Source organism: Mesorhizobium sp. M1A.F.Ca.IN.020.04.1.1, assembly GCF_003997315.1.
Lineage (GTDB): Bacteria > Pseudomonadota > Alphaproteobacteria > Rhizobiales > Rhizobiaceae > Mesorhizobium.
Map to the genome: position 1 here is coordinate 1 of NZ_RZSN01000121.1, position 18,753 is coordinate 18,753.

At 62.5% G+C, this 18,753-nt stretch carries 16 protein-coding genes and 1 pseudogene; 13 read left to right on the plus strand and 4 right to left on the minus strand.

What is annotated here, in order from left to right:
* On the minus strand, window positions 1-529 hold a 529-nt coding region (locus EOA49_RS21880), incomplete at its 3' end, for a glycerol-3-phosphate dehydrogenase (RefSeq protein WP_127243341.1).
* A 1-nt stretch (window position 530) separates the two neighbouring features.
* Complete coding sequence (locus EOA49_RS21885) at window positions 531-2,123, minus strand: FGGY-family carbohydrate kinase (RefSeq protein ID WP_245307595.1); 1,593 nt, start codon at window positions 2,121-2,123, stop codon at window positions 531-533.
* A gap of 767 nt (window positions 2,124-2,890) precedes the next feature.
* On the opposite strand from EOA49_RS21885, the gene EOA49_RS21890 reads away from it, so the two are divergent.
* The 11 genes from EOA49_RS21890 (at window position 2,891) to EOA49_RS21940 (ending at window position 16,541) form a co-directional block, all read left to right on the plus strand.
* Window positions 2,891-3,547 carry a DUF2291 domain-containing protein gene (locus EOA49_RS21890; protein WP_127241938.1) on the plus strand — a complete coding sequence of 219 codons (657 nt, stop codon included), beginning with the start codon at window positions 2,891-2,893 and terminating at the stop codon, window positions 3,545-3,547.
* Complete coding sequence (locus EOA49_RS21895) at window positions 3,544-5,082, plus strand: sugar ABC transporter ATP-binding protein (protein WP_127241937.1); 1,539 nt, start codon at window positions 3,544-3,546, stop codon at window positions 5,080-5,082. The genes EOA49_RS21890 and EOA49_RS21895 overlap by 4 nt, the downstream gene beginning before the upstream one ends.
* A 20-nt stretch (window positions 5,083-5,102) precedes the next feature.
* Window positions 5,103-6,155 (plus strand): ABC transporter permease, encoded by a 1,053-nt coding sequence (locus tag EOA49_RS21900; protein ID WP_067326969.1) that lies wholly within the window; start codon window positions 5,103-5,105, stop codon window positions 6,153-6,155.
* Between the two features lie 115 nt (window positions 6,156-6,270).
* A complete protein-coding gene (locus EOA49_RS21905; RefSeq protein ID WP_067326966.1) occupies window positions 6,271-7,218 on the plus strand; it encodes a D-ribose ABC transporter substrate-binding protein in 948 nt (315 codons plus the stop codon).
* A gap of 144 nt (window positions 7,219-7,362) precedes the next feature.
* Window positions 7,363-8,235, plus strand: coding sequence for a DeoR/GlpR family DNA-binding transcription regulator (locus EOA49_RS21910; RefSeq protein ID WP_067326963.1), 873 nt, complete (start codon window positions 7,363-7,365; stop codon window positions 8,233-8,235).
* Between the two features lie 77 nt (window positions 8,236-8,312).
* The gene (locus EOA49_RS21915) at window positions 8,313-9,839 is read left to right on the plus strand and encodes an FGGY-family carbohydrate kinase (protein WP_127241281.1); all 1,527 of its coding nucleotides are present in this window, start codon (window positions 8,313-8,315) and stop codon (window positions 9,837-9,839) included.
* Window positions 9,836-10,603, plus strand: a complete 768-nt coding sequence (locus EOA49_RS21920) for a DeoR/GlpR family DNA-binding transcription regulator (RefSeq protein WP_095832715.1) — start codon at window positions 9,836-9,838, stop codon at window positions 10,601-10,603. The genes EOA49_RS21915 and EOA49_RS21920 overlap by 4 nt, the downstream gene beginning before the upstream one ends.
* Before the next feature lie 2 nt (window positions 10,604-10,605).
* Complete coding sequence (locus EOA49_RS21925; protein ID WP_245460765.1) at window positions 10,606-12,264, plus strand: glycerol-3-phosphate dehydrogenase/oxidase; 1,659 nt, start codon at window positions 10,606-10,608, stop codon at window positions 12,262-12,264.
* Window positions 12,265-12,919: 655 nt separating this feature from the next.
* Window positions 12,920-14,296, plus strand: coding sequence for a DNA methyltransferase (locus EOA49_RS21930; RefSeq protein WP_164746863.1), 1,377 nt, complete (start codon window positions 12,920-12,922; stop codon window positions 14,294-14,296).
* Between the two features lie 333 nt (window positions 14,297-14,629).
* A complete protein-coding gene (locus EOA49_RS21935; RefSeq protein WP_127241278.1) occupies window positions 14,630-15,058 on the plus strand; it encodes a DUF5681 domain-containing protein in 429 nt (142 codons plus the stop codon).
* Complete coding sequence (locus EOA49_RS21940; protein ID WP_127241277.1) at window positions 15,051-16,541, plus strand: hypothetical protein; 1,491 nt, start codon at window positions 15,051-15,053, stop codon at window positions 16,539-16,541. The genes EOA49_RS21935 and EOA49_RS21940 overlap by 8 nt, the downstream gene beginning before the upstream one ends.
* A gap of 165 nt (window positions 16,542-16,706) precedes the next feature.
* On the opposite strand, the gene EOA49_RS21945 is transcribed toward EOA49_RS21940, so the two are convergent.
* The gene (locus tag EOA49_RS21945; protein WP_127241276.1) at window positions 16,707-16,913 is read right to left on the minus strand and encodes a helix-turn-helix transcriptional regulator; all 207 of its coding nucleotides are present in this window, start codon (window positions 16,911-16,913) and stop codon (window positions 16,707-16,709) included.
* Window positions 16,914-17,060: 147 nt separating this feature from the next.
* On the opposite strand from EOA49_RS21945, the gene EOA49_RS21950 reads away from it, so the two are divergent.
* Window positions 17,061-17,972, plus strand: a complete 912-nt coding sequence (locus EOA49_RS21950) for a hypothetical protein (RefSeq protein ID WP_127241275.1) — start codon at window positions 17,061-17,063, stop codon at window positions 17,970-17,972.
* A 96-nt stretch (window positions 17,973-18,068) separates the two neighbouring features.
* Window positions 18,069-18,521, plus strand: a complete 453-nt coding sequence (locus tag EOA49_RS21955) for a hypothetical protein (RefSeq protein ID WP_127241274.1) — start codon at window positions 18,069-18,071, stop codon at window positions 18,519-18,521.
* 124 nt (window positions 18,522-18,645) lie between these two features.
* Here EOA49_RS21955 and EOA49_RS21960 read toward each other — a convergent pair.
* Window positions 18,646-18,753 (minus strand): annotated as a pseudogene (locus EOA49_RS21960) (IS5/IS1182 family transposase); the annotation flags it as partial.

Genomic DNA, 18,753 nt, shown 5'->3' on the forward strand with positions numbered 1-18,753 from the left:
AGCGGGTGAGCACCTCGGCCCCGCGCTCGGCGGCGCCGACAGCGTTGAGCACCACCAGCCGCGCATCATCCACCCAGCAGTCGGAATATTCGAAGCCGCGCGTATATTGGTCGAGCAGCGGCGTTCCTTCGGGATCGCGCTCGAGGTCGAGCGTGCGCGTGCCGGGCAGCCGCTTTCGGCCGCCCAGATGGTCGTAGAGGAACAGGCCGAGCCGCACCAGCCAGGCCGGCCGATCCTGCGGGCTATGCGGCAGCACGAAGCGCATTGGCCAGATGATATGGGGCGCGGCCTTGAGCAGGACCTCGCGCTCGATCAATGCTTCGCGCACCAGCCGGAACTCGCAATATTCGAGATAGCGCAGGCCGCCATGCACCAGCTTGCCGGAGCGCGAGGACGTGCCCTCGGCAAGGTCGTCCTTTTCGCACAGCACGACCGACAGGCCGCGACCTGCCGCGTCCCGGGCGATGCCGGCGCCGTTGATGCCGCCGCCGATGACGAAGAGGTCGACCATTTTCGGCTCGGGCCCCATCCTATGCTCCTTCCAGCGTTTCGGCGGAGGCGACAGCCGTGTTGCGGCGCTGGGCGGCCAGCATGTCCCAGGCTGGCCCCAGGGCACGGCGCGCCGCGCCGAATGCCGGGAACAGCCCGTCATAGACGCCGATCAGCGCCGGTTCGGGCGCCTCGACCGGCCCGAGCAGCGGCGTGACCCAGTCGGCGATGCAGGCATCCATGTCGCCGTAGGCGCCGATGGCGACCGCCGCCATCATCGCGCAGCCGGCAGCACCCGCCTCCTCGCGCGAGGAAACGCGCACCGGCGCATGAACCGCCGCCGACAGGATGCCGCGCAATCCCTGCGAGCGGGCCGCGCCGCCCGACAGCCGCAACTCCGACGGCAGGTCGCCCATCGCCGCGTAGCAGTCGCGCATGGCGAGCCCTAGCCCCTCGATGACGGCACGCACGAGGCTCGGGTAGCGGTGGTTTACCGACAGGCCGACGAAACCGGCGCGGGCGTTGGCGTTGACGAACGGCCCGCGCTCGCCGGCCTCCGAGATATAGGGATGATAGACGATCTGGCCGGGCGGACTGTCGCCGAGCCAACGATCGATGCGGGCGACCATATCGCGGTGACCGTCCTCGTGCCCGAATTCCTTCAGCACATCCGCGGCGAGACCGAGAACCCAGTCGATGTTGAGCGTGGTTGCCATGTTGGTCTGGACCTGCGTCACCAGATCCGGAACCGGCAAAGTGATGACGTAGCCCGAGCCCTCCTTGTTGAGGTGCACGGAGCCCGTCGGCATGGCCCGCATGTGCACGCCGGTCGAGCCGACGATCGAGCAGGCGACATCCCCCTCGCCGCCGCAGACCCCCGCGCCAAGCGCCGTCATGACCATGTCGACATAGCCGAGGCTGATGGGCGTGCCGGCTTTCAGACCCGTCTCGGCCGCCGCCGCGGCGGTAAGCGGATGGGTTACCATCGTGCCGTCGACGATCTCGGGCAAGAGCTTGCGCCGGCCGGAAAGGCCGAGCGCCTCGATGACCGTGTCGTCGTAGCGGCGGGTGCGGAAATTGCCGAAGGTGAAGCTTGATTCCGACGGATCGGTGGCGCGCATGCCGGTCAGGTTCAGATAGAGCCAGTCCTTGCAGTGCAGCGCCACTTCGGCCTGGTCGAGAAGCTCGGGCGCGTGGCGGTCCATATGGGCCATCTGACTGCCCTGCTGGCAGGTGTTGAGCCCGGTTCCCGTCGCCTCGAAACGGGCGCGGCCAAGCGGGCCGGCGGCCAGGCGCTCGACGGTCGGCGCCGCGCGGGCATCGAGCCACAGCCATGCGTCGGCGACAGGCTCATCTTGCCGACCCACGAGCCAGGTGCCGTCGCCCTGTGCGGTCACCGCGAGCGCCGCGGTGCGCGCCGCCAGGTTTTCAACCTTGTCGTCGAGCCCTCGGAGCGCAGCCACGCAGTCGCGCCAGGTCTGGGCGAGCGACTGCGTCGCCGAACCGTCGGCGCCGGACGCGTATCGGTTCGGAACCGAAGCGGAAGCGACCTGGCGGCCATTCAGCTCAAAGGCGACCGCCTTGATGATCGACGTGCCGGAATCGATACCTATGATGACGTCAGCGGCGGCCACGGATCTCTCCGCATCCGATGCGACCATGCCTGAATCGGCAACAGGGCAATGTCCGTCTCCTCCTGATTTTCCCGCCTGAAGTTCCACCGCGAAGAGGCGGCGGCGAAAATACGCCGTTGCACGCTCCTCCGTAACGGCGCCTTACACAGTCCACTCTAAGTTATCATGGAAATAACACAATGCATGATTTTTTTTGCAGACATCGAAAATTTTTTCAGGTACGCTGTTATCAGTCAGGAGGAACCCAAACGTCTGCTCTCCGTCGTCTTCGGCAGACGGACGAGAGAGCGGGCAAACAGGCAGCCGGATTGTTCAGGCTCGTTTTCAGCTTGCGCCGCAGCACCGTGTGGCGAGCATAATCTCTGCTGAAATCAAACTCTTAATGCCAATAGATTCGCTCCTGCAGCATTGCCGTGCCGTATCTGCGAGATGGATAATCTCAACGATCCGGGATAGCGGCTGGCTGCTCCGGAAGATGCCGTCCTGTAAATCGCTTGGCCGAGAGAGCCCCTTCCAACGAACAAAATCCGGACCAAAACGGAATTCTGATCTAACATGCTTGACGCAGAAGATAACATTAACATAACATAACTGACAGATGGGGCGTGGATGCGGCGGGAGGAGAACGCTGCATCGTCGGCCAAGGGTGGGAGAAATCGATGCAAGCAAGCGACCCGACTATGCCGTGTCCCCGTCCGGCTGCAGACATGCGTCCTGCATTCGCAGCCCCTGCCCGCCTCGTTCCATCGCCGGCGAGGCTCTGAACCATGAACGCCATGTCGAGCCCGACGCCGAAGGCACCGGCTGCGCCGCGCCGCAATCTGATTGTCGCCGTTGGCCTCGGCGTCGTGGTCCTTGCCGCGATCGCGCTCGACACGAAGGTGGTCCAGATCGGATCGTCCGCCGACGTCAGCCAGGAGGCGTTTTCGCCCGATCGTTTCGGCGAAAAGGAGTTCCCGCGCATCCAGGCCTTCGTCGTCGAGCACGCCGTCAACGCCGCAACCTTCGGGCCGGCGGTGATGGCCGACAAGAACGCCGCCGCCAAACAGTACGGAACCGCCTCGTCGACCGGCGCGATCATCCCTGTCAGGTTGACGGCGGTCGCGGGCGAAGCGAAATCCGGCGTTTACGAGCTCAAGGTCGACGGTGTGCCGGCCGACATCCATGTTCGGGTGCAGGCCGGCCCGGCCATCAACGGCACCGATCTGCGCGATGCGACAGGCGACATCGTCTTCGGCAAGTTCAAGAACCAGATCGAATTCCAGGACGCCGGCTCGGGCATCAACCGCGCCATGAAGAAGGCGACCCTCGACGCTATCGACACCGCCAGCCTGTCCGGCAAGACGCTGGAGATCTTCGGCGTCTTCCGCCTCATCAACCCGAAGAACTGGCTGATCACCCCGGTCAAGGTCACCGTCAAATGAGCAGCGCTGCGAGCTCCCGGCAGGCCGGCGAAGTGGTTCTGGCGGCGCGCAACATCGCCAAGTCCTACAACGGCGTGAGGGCGCTGAAGGGCGTCAATTTCGACATTCACCGCGGCCAGGTGACGACGCTGTTCGGCGAGAACGGCGCCGGCAAGTCGACCCTGATGAAAATCCTCTCCGGGGTGGTGCAGCCGACATCCGGCGAGATCGTTCTCGACGGTCAGCCCATCGTGTTTTCCTCCTCCACCGACGCGCGCAACCACGGCATCTCGATCATTCATCAGGAGCTCAGCCTCGCGCCCAATCTGTCGGTTCGCGACAACATCTTCATGGGGCGCGAGATCACCGGCCCGACCGGCGTCAACTACGCCGAGGAGGAACGCCAGGTCCGTAGACTGCTGCAGGAGCTTGAGGAGGACATCGATCCGCTCACCCCTGTCGAGGAACTGCGGCTGGGACAACAGCAGATCGTCGAGATCGCACGGGCGCTTTCGGTCGACAGCCGGATCCTCATCATGGACGAGCCGACCTCGGCGCTTTCCGCCACCGAAGTCGAGGTCCTTTTCAGCGTGATCCGCGACCTTACCGCCAAAGGCGTGTCGATCGTCTACATCTCGCACCATCTGGAGGAGGCCCTGCAGATCACCGATCATGCCGTGGTGTTGCGGGACGGCAATATGACCGCCTATGCGCCGCGCGCCGATATCGACCTTGAATGGATCGTGCGCAACATGGTCGGCGAGAACTATGATCTGGGCAGTCCGCCGACCGGCCATGATTTCGGTCCGGTCATGCTCTCGGTCCGCGAGCTGACTGTTCCGGACCCGGCCGGCGGCGGCTACAACGTCGTCGACCGCATGTCGCTCGACGTCAGGGCCGGCGAGATCGTCTGCATCTACGGCCTGATGGGGGCCGGCAGGACCGAGCTGCTCGAGACCGTCGCCGGCAAACTCAGCGCGACGTCCGGCGAGATCGTGCTCGAACGCAAGGAGATTTCCCACCTTGCCATCGGCGAGCGCATCGCCCGCGGCCTTGCGCTCGTTCCCGAGGATCGCCAGCGCTACGGTCTCGTCCAGACGATGTCGGTCGGGCAGAATCTTTCGCTCGCTTCGATCATGGAATTCACGCGCGGGGTCTTCACGTCCATCAGGCTCGAGCGGGCCTTGATCCAGAAGTCGATCCGGGATGTGACCGTGAAGACCGACGGACCGGACGTGCCGATCGGGTCGCTGTCCGGCGGCAACCAGCAGAAGGTGGTCATCGGCAAGATGCTCGCTACCGATCCGAAGGTCATCCTGCTCGATGAACCCAGCCGCGGCATCGACATCGGCGCCAAGGCAGAGGTGTTCCGGATTCTGGCTCACCACGCGGCGGCCGGGCAGGCCGTCGTCTTCACCACATCGGAAGTCAACGAGTGCCTGTCGATCGCCCACCGCATCATCATCATGCGGCGCGGGCGGATCTCGGCCGAGTTCACTTCGGACATCACCAAGGAAAAGATCATGGCCGCCTCGGGCGAGGCCGTGGCGGCCTGAGCGGAGCACGGAAAAGAACTATGACGCAACCGAGCGCCAACGGCATCTCTGCCCCGGCCACAGCCATGAGGGGGACAACCAGTCCCATCAAGCTCTTGCTGAAGGGCCGCGCCTTCTTTGCGCTGATCGCCATCATCATCGTCTTCTCGTTCCTGTCGCCGAACTACCTCACCGTCTCCAATCTGCTGATCATGTCCTCGCATGTCGCCATCTACGGCATACTCGCGATCGGCATGCTGGTGGTGATCCTGAGCGGCGGCATCGACCTCTCGGTCGGCTCGATCCTGGCGCTGTGCGGCGTCGTCGCCGGCGCGCTCATGCAGGGCGTGGAGTTGAAACCGCTCGGCGTCATCCTGTTTCCGCCGGTATGGGCCGTGGTCGTGCTGACCTGCGCGCTCGGCGCCTTGCTGGGGGCGCTCAACGGCATCCTTATCGCCTGGTTCAAAGTGCCCGCCTTCGTCACCACGCTTGGCGTCATGTACATGGCGCGCGGCATCGCGCTGCTGCAGACCAACGGCCTCACCTACAATAATCTCGCCGGCCGGCCGGACCTCGGCAACACCGGCTTCGACTGGCTGGGCTTCAACCGGCTCTTCGGGGTGCCGATCAGCGTGCTGGTCCTGGCGGCCCTCGCCGGGCTGACGGGGCTGATGCTCAGCCGCTCCTCCTTCGGCCGCTGGCTCTATGCCGCGGGCGGCAACGAGAACGCGGCCGACCTGTCAGGCGTGCCGGTCAAGCGGGTCAAGATCACGGTCTATACTCTCTCCGGTATTCTATCCGCCATCGCCGGCCTGGTGCTCTCTTCGCAGTTGACATCGGCCGGTCCGACCGCCGGCACGACCTACGAGCTGACCGCAATCGCGGCGGTCGTCATCGGCGGCGCCGCGCTGACCGGCGGGCGCGGTACCGTGCGCGGCACCATGCTCGGCGCGTTCGTCATCGGCTTTCTTTCGGACGGCCTCGTCATCATCGGCGTGTCCTCCTACTGGCAAACCGTCTTCACCGGCGCCGTCATCGTGCTCGCCGTGCTCATGAACACCATCCAATACGGGGCCCGCGGCGTCCGACAGTGACGCCGCGCCTCGCCAAAAGCTTCTCCGGGACCGCAAGGAGACAGTGCCGGAAAGAAGGCCGAGACAAATCGGCAACCGCAATCCGAAACCACAATCTGTAGAGGGAGTGAGAGAAATGATCGATAAAACCAGAAGGATCCTGTTGGTCGCCGCCGCGGCGCTGCCGCTGATGGCAAGCCAATCCTGGGCGGCCGGCTTGATCAGCATCATCGTGACCGACCCGGCCAATCCGTATTGGCTCACCGAAGGCCAGGTCGCCAAGGCCACGGCAGAGAGCCTCGGCTACACGGCCAATGTCAGCGCACACAAGGGCGACACCAACACCGAAAGCACGATGATCGACACCGCCATCACCAACAAGTCGGTGGCGATCATTCTCGACCCGGCCAATGCCGACGGTTCGATCGGCGCGGTCAAGAAGGCGATCGCCGCCAACATCCCGGTCTTCCTGGTCAACGCCGAGATCAACCAGGACGGTCTCGCCAAGGCGCAGCTCGTCTCCAACAACGCCCAGGGCGCCGCGATCGGCGCGCAGCAGTGGGTCGAGGCGATCGGCGACAAGGGCAACTATGTCGAGCTGTTCGGCAATCCGGCCGACAACAACGCGGCGACGCGCTCGAACGGCTATGAGACCGTGCTCACCCAATATCCGGACCTCAAGAAGGCCGGCAAGGAAGTGGCCAACTGGGACCGCACCCAGGGCTACCAGAAAATGCAGTCGCTGCTGCAGGCCCATCCCGACATCGTGGGCGTCATTTCCGGCAATGACGAGATGGCCCTCGGCGCCATCGCGGCGCTGAAGGAAGCCGGCAAGCTCTCCCAGGTGAAGGTCGGCGGCTTCGACGGCTCACCGGACGCGGTCGCCGCCGTCAAGGCGGGCGAGATGCAGTACACGGTGCTGCAGCCTGTGGCGGTCTTCTCGGCCGAAGCCGTGAAGCAGGCCGACAAGTTCATCAAGACCGGCTCGACGGGTGCTGCCTCCGAGAAGCAGCTCTTCGACTGCGCCCTGATCACCAAGGACAATGTCGACAAATACACCGGGCCGTTCACGCTCTCCCAGTGAACCGCCGGATTGGGGCGCGCAAACGTTGCGCGCCCCTTTTCCTCCCGCGCAAAGACATTCGATGCGCAAAACCCTACCTGCCCCCAAGGTGCCCGCTTGCCATCGGCGCCAGATATGCGAATGGCATCGGCAGGAGAGGCTTGGATGACAGATCGCGAGATTCGGCCCGAGCAGGCGTTGAAGACCCTTGCCGGGGATCAGGTGCCCGCCGACAGCCGCCACGCGCGCCAGCTGGCGCGCCGCCGGATGATTGCCGAGGCCGTCATGGCCGAGGGCACGATGCGCATCGAGGATCTCACCGAGCGTTTCGGCATCAGCCTGATGACCGCGCATCGCGACCTCGACGAACTGGTCGAGAAGGGATTGCTGCGCAAGACGCGCGGCATCGTCTCGGCCGCCCCGACCAGCCTCATCGAATCGAGCGACGTCTACCGCTCCTCGCGCCAGGGAGCCGAGAAGCGCGCGATTGCGCAGGCGGCGGCGTCCTTCCTGGAACCCGGACAAGCCGTTTTCTTCGACGATTCCACCACCGTCCTGCAGCTCGTGCCGCATCTTGCCGCGCGCGTGCCGCTGACGGCGATCACCAATTCCATCACCCTGATGAATGAGCTCAAGGACACGCGCGACCTGACGCTGCTCGGGCTTGGCGGGCAGTTTTACCACTGGTGCAACGCCTTCATGGGTCCGGTCACGGTCACGGAGATCCGGCGGCTGCGGGCCGACCGCGTCTTCATGTCGATGTCGGCCATCACCGACGGCATGGTGTTCCACCAGTCACCGGAAATGGTCGAGACCAAGCGCGCCATGTTCGACAGCGCCGCCATGCGCATCCTGCTTGCCGATCACACCAAGTTCGAGCGCCGGGCGCTGCATGCCATGTGCGCGCTGAACGAGTTCGACGTCATCGTCGTCGACGACGGAACCCCGCCGCGACAGGTCGAGGATATGAAGGCAGGCGGCATGACCGTCGTCGTCGCCGCCGTGCGACAAGAACATGTTACAGGCAGCTTATTGTAACATCCGTTGATGTTAATTTAACATGATGGTATGCGAAAACCTCAAGAGATGCACGCGATGTGCATGGCGAGGAGCGTATGCCCTGTCTGCTGGGAATCGATAGCGGGCTGACCGTCACCAAGGCGGTGGTTTTCGACGAGGCAGGCGCGCCGCTGGCCGTGGCCCGCCGCCGCTTGCCGCAGTTCATCTCCGAACCGCGTCATGTCGAGCGCGACATGGACGAGCTGTGGCACGCCGCCGCCGAAGCGATCGCGGAAGCGGTCTCCGGCTGCGGACGTCCACCCTCGGACATCGCCGCCGTCGCCGCCACCGCGCATGGCGACGGGCTCTACACGCTGGATCGCGACCGCCGGCCGCTCGGATACGGCATCCTGTCGCTGGACAGCCGAGCTGGAGACGTCGCCGCCCAGTGGCAAACCGACGGGACGGCCGGCAAGGCGCTGTCGCGAACCGGTCAGACGCCACATGCGTCGGCGCCCTCTTCGCTACTGGCCTGGATTCGCGATCACGAGCCGGAGCGCTTTGCCCGCATCGGCCATGTGCTTGCCTGCAAGGACTGGCTGCGTTTCTGTCTGACGGACAGCCTGGGCACCGACCTCACCGAGGCGAGTACCTCCTTCACCGCGGTCGACAGCCAGGCCTACGCGCCGGACATCCTGCCGATCTTCGGTCTCGAAGCACTCGCCGATGCGCTGCCGCCGGCGGCGCGGCCGGACGAAATCGTCGGCGCCATTACAGTGCAGGCGGCACGTTACACAGGCCTGCTTGCCGGCACGCCGGTGGTGGCCGGCCTGCACGACGTAACTGCCTCGGCGCTCGGCATCGGCGGTTATGGCGAAGGCGTGGTCGCTATCGTCGCCGGCACCTATTCGATCAACGAGACGGTCTCGGCCGCGCCGCGCATCGATGCCCGCTGGTTCTGCCGCAACGGCCTGAAGCCCGGGGAATGGAACAACATGTCGATCTCGCCGGCATCGGCGGCGAATTATGACTGGTTCCTCGACACGCTGTGCGGTTCCGAGCGGGCAGCGGCGGAAGCCGACGGGCGTTCGATCCACGCCATCGTCGGTCCTGAAATCGAGGCGGCATTGGCGCGGCCATCGACACTGCTCTTCCATCCCTATCTGTTCGGCTCGCCGCATGGCCCGGCCGCCAGCGCCGGCTTCCTCGGGTTGCGCGGCTGGCATGATCGAGGCGACATGCTGCGCGCGGTGATCGAAGGCATAGCCTTCAACCACCGCGTCCACGTCGATGCGCTGCGCGAAGGTTTTGCGCCGCGCGAGGCGCGGCTGACCGGCGGCATTTCCCGAAACCCGGCCTTCGCGCAGGTCTTCGCCGATGTGCTCGGCATGCCGCTCACGGTGACCGAGACGGAAGAAGCCGCCGCATGGGGCGCCGCACTCTGTGCCGGCGCCGGCGTCGGCCTGTTCGCCTCGCCGCGGCACGATCCGCGCGACTTGGCAGCGCTTGGCCGCACCTACCGGCCCTCCCCTGAGCGCAGCTCCGCCATGGACAAGCGCTACGGGCTGCACTGCGACATCGCCAACCGCCTCGCCGAGGCCTGGCCGTCGATCGAAGCGCTGGCGGAAGGGGGAACGCGATGAACGCGGACAACCGCCGTCAGGACATCGCCGACTATGTCATTCAGCATGGCGAGGCGCGCATCGACGAGCTCGTGACGGCATTCGGCGTCTCGCGCATGACCATCCATCGCCACGTCGACGAGCTGGCGCGCCAAGGCGTGCTGCGCAAGCTGCACGGCGCGGTCAGCGCGCAGCCGTCCGGCGTCTACGAAAGCCTCTTCCGTTTCCGCGAGACGCATGCGGCGGCGGCCAAGCGGGCGCTTGCCCGGGCGGCTCTGGCCGAGATCGAGCCAGGCCAGGTCGTGCTGCTCGACGATTCGACCACCGCCAATGCGCTCGGCCCACTGCTGCCCCAGATCGCGCCGTTGACCGTCGTCACCAACAGCTTGTCTCTGGCGGAACAGCTGGTGGGCAAGGACGAGCTGAAGCTGATCCTGCTCGGCGGCGAATACCATCCGACCTACAACGCCTTCATCGGCCACATCTGCGAGAACGCGCTGCAAAAGATCAGGGTCAACCTGCTCATCTGCTCAGCTTCGGCGATCGACAACACCGCGACGCTGATTCAGGACCCGCAGGTGGTGCGCGTGAAGCAGGCCATGGCGGCAGCGGCCTCGCGCAGCGTGCTGCTCATCGATTCCTCCAAGTTCGGCAAGGTAGCGCTGCACCTGTTTGCAGACCTCACCGACTTCGATCTCGTGCTTAGCGACGACGGCCTTCCCGACGAGGTTGCCGGCAACCTGAAGGCGGCCGGGGTCAATCTCAAGATCGTGCCGGTGCAATGATCGTGGCGACACGCGATGTCGATGTCCTCATCATCGGCGCCGGCATCAACGGCGCCGGCCTGTTTCGCGATCTGTGCGAACAGGGCCTCAAGGTCGCGATCGTCGACAAGGCGGATTTCGGTTCCGGCACCAGCGCCGCGCCGTCGCGGCTGATCCATGGCGGGATCAAATATCTCGAAACGGGCGAGCTGGGCCTCGTCGCGCAATCGACGTTGGAGCGCAACCTGTTGCTGCGCAATGCCCCGCATGCGGTGCGGCCGCTGCCGACCGTCATCCCGGTCTTTTCCTGGCTGACGGGCATCGGAGACGCGCTGCGCACCCTTTTCGGCAGCACGACCGCTCCGCGCGGCCGCGGCGCTCTCCTGATCAAGATCGGCCTTGCCATGTATGACTTCTACGGCGCCCGCCGCCGGGTCATGCCCCGGCATAGTATGTGGTCTAAAGCGCGGGCGCTGAGCGAGATACCGCCGCTGACGCCGGGCATCGTCGCGGCCGGCACCTACTATGACGCCACCGTCCGTCATCCCGAGCGGCTGGTGCTCGAGCTTCTCCAGGACGGGATCAGGGCGAGCCCCGAATCCGACGCCTTGAACTATGTGCAATTGCTGGACAGCGACGGCAGCGTCGTGCGCTTCGCCCTGCCCGACGGCGGCGAGCTCGGCTTCCGGCCGCGCATCGTCGTCAACGCGGCCGGGCCATGGATCGACCATGTCAACACTGCACTCGGCGTGCCGTCACGGCTGATCGGCGGCACCAAGGGCTCGCACATCTTGCTCGACCATCCCGACCTGCTGCGGGCGCTGAACGGCCGCATGATCTATTTCGAGGCCAATGACGGCCGCATATGCCTGGTGTTCGACTATCTCGGCCGGGCGCTGGTCGGCTCGACCGATATCCGCGCCGCCGACCCCGAGACGGTGCGCTGCGAGGATGGCGAGATCGACTATTTCCTGGCGAGCCTCAGCGAGCTTCTGCCCGGTCTTGCCTTTTGCCGCGAGCAGATCGTCTACGCCTATTCCGGCATCCGCCCACTGCCGGCGTCGGACGGCACCGCGCCTGGCCTGATCAGCCGCGACCACTCGGCGCCCGTCATGGAGATCGAGGGCAACCGAACCTGGCCGATCGTGTCCTTGGTGGGCGGCAAGTGGACGACCTTCCGCGGCTTCGCCGAAGAGGTGGCGGACATGCTCTTGTCCAGGCTTGGCCAGCCGAGGCGGATAAGCACGCAAAGCCTCGCCATCGGCGGCGGCCGCGATTTTCCGGCCGACGCGGCCGCTCATGCAAGCTGGATCTCCGCTATCACGGCCGAGACGGGTGCATCGCCCGCCCGCGCCGAAAAACTGCTCGACCGCTATGGCACGACCGCCCGCCTCATCCTGGCGCACGAAGCCGAACAGCAGACGGAGTCGCTTGCCGGCGCGTCCGATTATACGCTGGCGGAAATCGATTGGCTGGCGCGCAACGAAAATGTCGCCCACCTGGTCGACATAGTCATGCGGCGCACCGCGCTGGCGATCACCGGCCGGCTCAGCCGCGGCAATCTCGAACAAATCGCCGACGCCGCGGCGGCCGCGCTGGGCTGGGATGCGGGGCAGCGCGAGAAGGAGCTGGAAGCGACGTCGAAGGAGCTCACGGAGCGGCACCGATTTTGGTTTGAATAGCCAGGATCCCATTGCCAGTCGACGTCGACGACACAGCCGGCCACGGCGGTGGATGTCCACCAGGGCCGACCAAGTGCCTTATGCACTAATGGGCCGTTGTGCTAGCGCCTTTTGAGCTCGCTCGGGCCTGCCAACAACTCCTTGCCACCGATGCGAAGCGTCACCGTGTTCGCTCGCATATCTGTTATTCGATAGCGCCCCACCTGACAACCGACATGGCGCGCTAAGCAGTCGGACCGTTTTTCCGTGGTTCAGATGGACCCAATGCAGGGTAGTTCCAGACTGCATATTATGCGACTTCGACCTATCGCAGAGGAATGAAAATCCCTGGATCTAGCAAGTCGTAAAGTCGCCTCCCTGTGCCTTTCAGCCTCCCGACTTTCCCCAAACGCGGCCAACCGGCACCCGCGCCCAGGTCCCGTTTCGCCGCAGGCGATGAGAGCTGAGAACCCTTCATTTGCTGTCTCAGTCTTGCTATCAACCTGAGGCAATCGATTATGGCGCGGCCAGCTGAGTGGCTGTTGCAATTTTGCAACTCACCTCAAAATCGATTGTAACAATCGATCACAATTCGTCCAAAAACGCGATCACTTCGACGGCTGACGACTATAGAGTGGAGCTCATGGGCTCCTCCATGCGCAGGATGGAGGGTTCGATGAAAAACCACCTTGAAATGCATCTTACTCCGATTTCGGAGTTGAAGGCTTCCCCGTTCGCATCGCGCAATCATCCACGGGAGAAGCGGCGTAAGATCGCTGCTGCCTTGCGAAAATATGGTCAGCTGAGCCCCCTTCTCATCGAAGATGGCGGCTACATCGTTGATGGTCATGCCAGGTTGGAGGCCGCTCGCGAGGCCGGGCTCTCGCATGTTCTCACGATTGACATTTCTCACCTGGCTGTACCCGACAGACGTGCCGTACGCCTGTCGATGAACCGGCTGGCAGAGGGCGGTAAGTGGGATAAAAAGGCGCTCTCGCGCGAATTCCAGTATTTGATTGAGATCGGTTATGAGATCGATCTGACGGGCTTCGACACCGTCGAAATCGAGAGTGTATTTGAGGTCGTCGGCGAACCCTCGGGCATCGAAGAGCATATCGATGCAAAGATGATCTCGAACGTTCCCGTATCCCGATGCGGTGACGTTTGGATTCTGGGCGAGGCTGCAACAGCCCACAAGCTCGTTTGCGGTGATTCTCGCGATCCAACGCTATTGGACGCGCTATTCCAGTCTGGCGCTGCCAGCATATGTTTCGCCGACCCTCCTTACAACGTCCCTATAGCCGGCCATGTCTCAGGCCTGGGTCACAATGAGTTCGCCATGGCTTCTGGAGAGATGACCCGTGACGAGTTCAGAGCTTTCCTCTCCGCCACGCTCTCCGCGATCTTCGACCGCATGTCCGCAAACGGACTCGCTTATGTCTGCATGGACTGGCGCTCAATCGGTGTCTTGATCGAGGTTGGCGAGTCGCTTGGCCTTGAACTACTCAATCTCGCTGTTTGGGTCAAAACCAACGCCGGCATGGGTAGCTTCCTGCGCTCTCAACACGAACTGGTGGCCATCTTCAAGCGAAAGGGCGTTTCTCACCGCAACAATGTCGAACTCGGCAAACACGGCCGCTCTCGTTCAAATGTCTGGCAGTATCGAGGCGTAAATGTCATGGGACCGGAACGACATCTGCTTGGCGAGCATCCGACCGTAAAGCCGTCGGCTTTGGTTGCTGACGCCCTCCGTGACGCGAGTATGCCGGGCGACATAGTCTTCGACCCGTTTTTGGGTTCAGGGACAACGCTGGTTGCCGCAGAGCGCTCACACCGGGTCTGCTACGGCATCGAGATCGAGCCGGCCTTCGTCGATCTCGCCATCAGGCGGTGGCAAGCCGAAACTGGAAAGGACGGGGTTCGCGTCAGCGATGGCATGACCTTCGACGAAGCTGAGCGATACGCCAGGGCCGAGTGGAAGGCGGGCAAAGTCGCAAAAACTCCGCCGCCTTTGGAAGGGCCGAGAACGCGACGATTGCCCGAGCCATTCTGAGGTTCTTTCACCTTGCCGGTGACGGATCAGTCAGGGTCTTCGCAGTGGATCCGGAGGAATCGGGCCCCATCCTAGGTTCTCCTTTATCCCCCAGCTGAGTCCACTGGAAGACATCTTATAAAGCCGCGCCGGCGCGAGACCAATCGTGCCCCTGCCCTCGTCTCGTGGGTTTGTGCGGGGTGCCCAGGAGAAAACCATGCACATGAATCCGAAGAAGCGAGCGCTGGCTGACATCAGGAGACAGCCATCATTGACTATCCCTTGGCGCAAGTTGCCTCAAGACATGGCGCTTAGGGCTGGCCGTAGGATCTCGGCAACGCTGCAGGTGCTGCCATGAGTGGCTCTGACGACGACTACGAAGTTGGCTACGGCAAGCCTCCAAAACAATCCCGATTCAAGCCTGGCCGGTCGGGCAACCCCAGAGGTCGGCCAAAGGAAATCCGCAGCATCGGGACCGAACTTATCGCCGAGCTCAGACAGAAGGTGACCATCCGAGAAAACGGTGTCGAGCGCCGCATTACCAAGGCAGCCGCGTTGGCGAAGTCGGTCGTAGGCCGCGCGCTTAAGGGAGACAACCGAGCCTTTGGCGAGCTTGTGAAGCTTCTGCCGCAGGAGTTCAAGTCGCCTATCAACAATCAGACGCAGACTGAAGAGCCGTTGAGCGATCGCGATAGAGAAATCGTCGAGAACTTCGTGGCGCGTCGGCTTCAAAGCCAGCAGGCGCAGAGCGCGACGGCAACTAAGGAAAATAAAGATGATTGAGAAGTTTGAGTTCTCGGCGATCCTAAGATCGTCGTTTGTTGCATTCGCACGAGCGGCGCTCCCAGAGATGATCAGAGATGGCTATCAGCAAGCCCAATATATCGATTTGCTCGCGGCTTTCGGAGAAGATGTGGTCTCTCCGACTGAACTCCAGCGAATCCTCATCAACGTGCCGCCGCGTCACGGCAAGTCCTACATTCAGGTAGCTTTGTCCGCATACACACTAGGCGTCTACCCACGAAAGGAGGTGCTGCTGATAGTCCACAGTCAGAGCTTGGCCATCTATCTTGCTGGCAGGCTCAAATTGTTGCTTGAGAGTCCTTTCTTTAGGAAGCTTTTTCCGGAGTTTAGGCTTCAGGACGGCAGGCAGTCCCTGACAGACTTTCGTACGACAGCTGGTGGGGGTTTTTTCGCCTCCGGCATCGAGGGCCCCATACAAGGACGAGGCGCGGATGTAATTCTGATCGACGATGTCGTTACCATGCAAAACGCACAATACGAGTCGTCCCGGACCCTGGTGAAGGAGACATACCTCAACACGATCCAGACTCGCCTCAACAACCAATCGAGCGCCGCCATCTTCGCTTTGCTACATCGTTCACACGAAGACGACTTGCCTGCCCTTCTGATCAAACTGGGCTTTGTTCATATCTCACTGCCATTCCGGGCGATGCACGATGAGCACATCGAGCACAATGGCGTCACCTTTTCTCGAAAGCAGGGAGAAACGCTGCGATACTTCGATCAGGCATCCTTGCGATCGATCGAGGAGCAGCCACCCTATGTCTATTCAACCCAATACCAACAGCATCCCATAGCGCGCGAAGCGGGGACCATTAAGCGGTCTCATTTCCCAATCACCGAAAGCCGACCCATGGGCGGAGAGATCGTCGTCTCGTGGGACTGTGCCTCCAGCACAATCCCGGGCTCATCCTACAGCGTCGGCCTGGTGATGCAGCGCTTCGAAGGAGTCCACTACCTACTCCACATTGTTCGCGGGAGGTACGATTTTCGCGCTCTGAAAGCTGTTGCGTTGGAGATTAATGAACGTTTCAAGCCCTCACATCATCTCGTTGAGGCGGCTTCGACGGGCTTCGCGTTGGCTTCGGAACTACGTGAGAAGGGGCTGAACGTCATAGACGTCAAGGTAGCCGGCGCCTCGAAGATCGACCGCCTCGATGCTGTCGCGGGAAAAATCTACGGCCAGCAAGTTCATATCATCAGGAATATTCCCGGCGTCGAGGAATTCCTTGATGAGATAACCGCCTTCCCTTACGGCGCGAACGACGACCAAGTTGATGCCTTGACGCAGTATTTGAAGTGGCTCGCTGACAACACTGTGCCTCCGCAGGAGGACCTCGTAATCCTGCATGTGCGCCCACGTAGTAAATATGACGCTATCAAGAAAATGGTCCCTGGGGTGCAGTTACCCGGCCAGAGCCCATGGCGTACTCCTCCTCGCCCGCGCGGACGGAGGCGCTAACGCGAGAAGCGCAGATAGCGGCCACTATTCACGCGTCTAGATTCCGTAATGGTCCTGGGTGCGGTATGAGGGATCCGAAATCGCTGCCCGCTCACGCCCGGAAGATCTCGCCGGCGTGAGATGGCGCCGTTCTTCGCAAGCGACCCAATCGCGCTGTCCGGAGACTCATTCATCTAACAATTCGCCCGGCCTTACAGCCAGAAAGACCGCAAGTTTCTCTACAACTGTGATGGTAGGATTTCGCCTACCTCGCTCGAGATCGCTGACATAGGTGCGGTGTATGCCGACATCGTCAGCAAATGCCTCCTGCGAGAGGCCTTTAGCCTTACGCAGTCGCCGCAAATTCCGACCGAGGCGCTTTCGAATGTCCACGTCGGCGACATTCGGGCATGCATTCGATCAGTCTACAGACGATGAGTGACATTTTGCTTGACTTGTCCCGCACGCCAAGCGCTTTGCTGCGCGAGCTACTCGGTGCATTCGGGCTCAGCGATCTCTGGGCGTGGTGGAGGTTATTTCATGGATCACAAGATCCGACATCGCGGCATAGCAATCGGTGCAGCAGTCTTTCTCGCAATGTTGCCCGTTGTCGCGCATGCCGAGGAGAACTGCGTTCACCTGGATTTCTTCGTAAAAGGAAAATGGATGCCCCGGTTCGACGTCTCGACGTGGGCAGCCGGACATCCCACCGTGGACTTCGGTAAGGTGCGCTTAAGGGTGCAGCCCGACGGCGTGGCCATCTACCAGGACCGCCTCGACAATCGAGAGACCAAGGCGACGTGGGAGGTGAGACCTAACTCTGGCGGCATGGAGCAACTGTGTCTGCCCAACAACCCCTTTGACCCCGACCTGGAATGTGCGGCGCTCTACAAGGCAGCTGCAGAAAACGATCCCGCTACCCTTCTGGCGTTCGATGGCCATTGTGCAAATGGCGATGCGGGCTCGTTAGTGTTTGTCGGGGCCGAGCAGGGCTTGCCAGATACGCCTACTACTACCGCAGCAGAGCCAGAAGCTGCGACCCCCAATGATAGCGGCGACGACAGCGAGGCAGATGACGGCACCGACCAAACCGCAGTCGACGAACAGCCCAATGGTCAACTTCCTAAATGCAGCGCAGATGCGGTGAAGGAGACCGTTTCAAACCTCGTGGCGTCAATTCCTCTAGACCCTGGACAGATCTACGCGATGATACCGGTGAGGCCGCATAAGCTAATCTTCACCGTCAAAGCTGTACGCACCGAAGGGGAGTTGTTGAATGGCTACTCCTGTTCAGCGGTCGTGGCGGCGAATCTGGACGCTTCAGGCAGTCCGCCTATCAGCCCACTGGCAATCCCCTTGCTGCAATCGCAAGGCGTTATTGGAGACCGAAACATCGATTACAGCATCAAGATGATGGATGATGGTCAAGTTATGGTGACGCTCGAGCCATAGCCGAGCCTTCGGGGCAGAACCCTGTCTAGTCCACAGGCTGAAGCCGCTCGGCGGGGCAGGCAGATCTCTAGTCCGGCTGCCGGCAAGAAAGATGACATGGAAACACGCAAGTCCAACACCCTTGCTCAGCAAGGCGCGCCAAAAGGCAAGGTTGGCTTCTTCTGGATCGTTCCCAACCGACCTGGAGAGGACGCGATCTTGGGTGACGGTATCGAATTGACCAATGCGGAGACCTACGGCGAGGCCCTCACCCATCCTGGCGGGCACTACGAGTTCTGGGAGAATATGAAAGCACGCGGACCAGCGTGGCTGCGGGCAAGGAACGTGAGCGGCGCGCTTCTATCCACCGAATACGAGGACTGGCCGCGCGGCAGGGTGAACTTCTTTCCCAAAACGAACCGGTTCCTGCTCTTGGCCGATCCGCGCATCATGACAACCTCCCGCATCGACTTGGTGCGCGCCATGTTCGAACTCGGCGACCTCGACGTCGATATCGATCGTGACGGTCACTACCGGCCGGCACCAAGCGGCATCTCGGCAATACGGTAGGCGGGGCCGACGCGTCCCGCTTCATTAGACGCCAGACCACATCTAAGACGCCCAAACCTACCAGATAAAGCGGTCGCCCAAGCCTTGTCGAGCGGCCGGTTATCAAACTAGGCTGAATCGACATTCAGCGCATCCATAACATAGCTGCGGCGAGATGGATGAAGGCGAGGAAGTGGCCGGCGCGACGATCGAAGCGTGTGGCGAAGCGTCTGAAATGCTTGAGCTTGTTGAA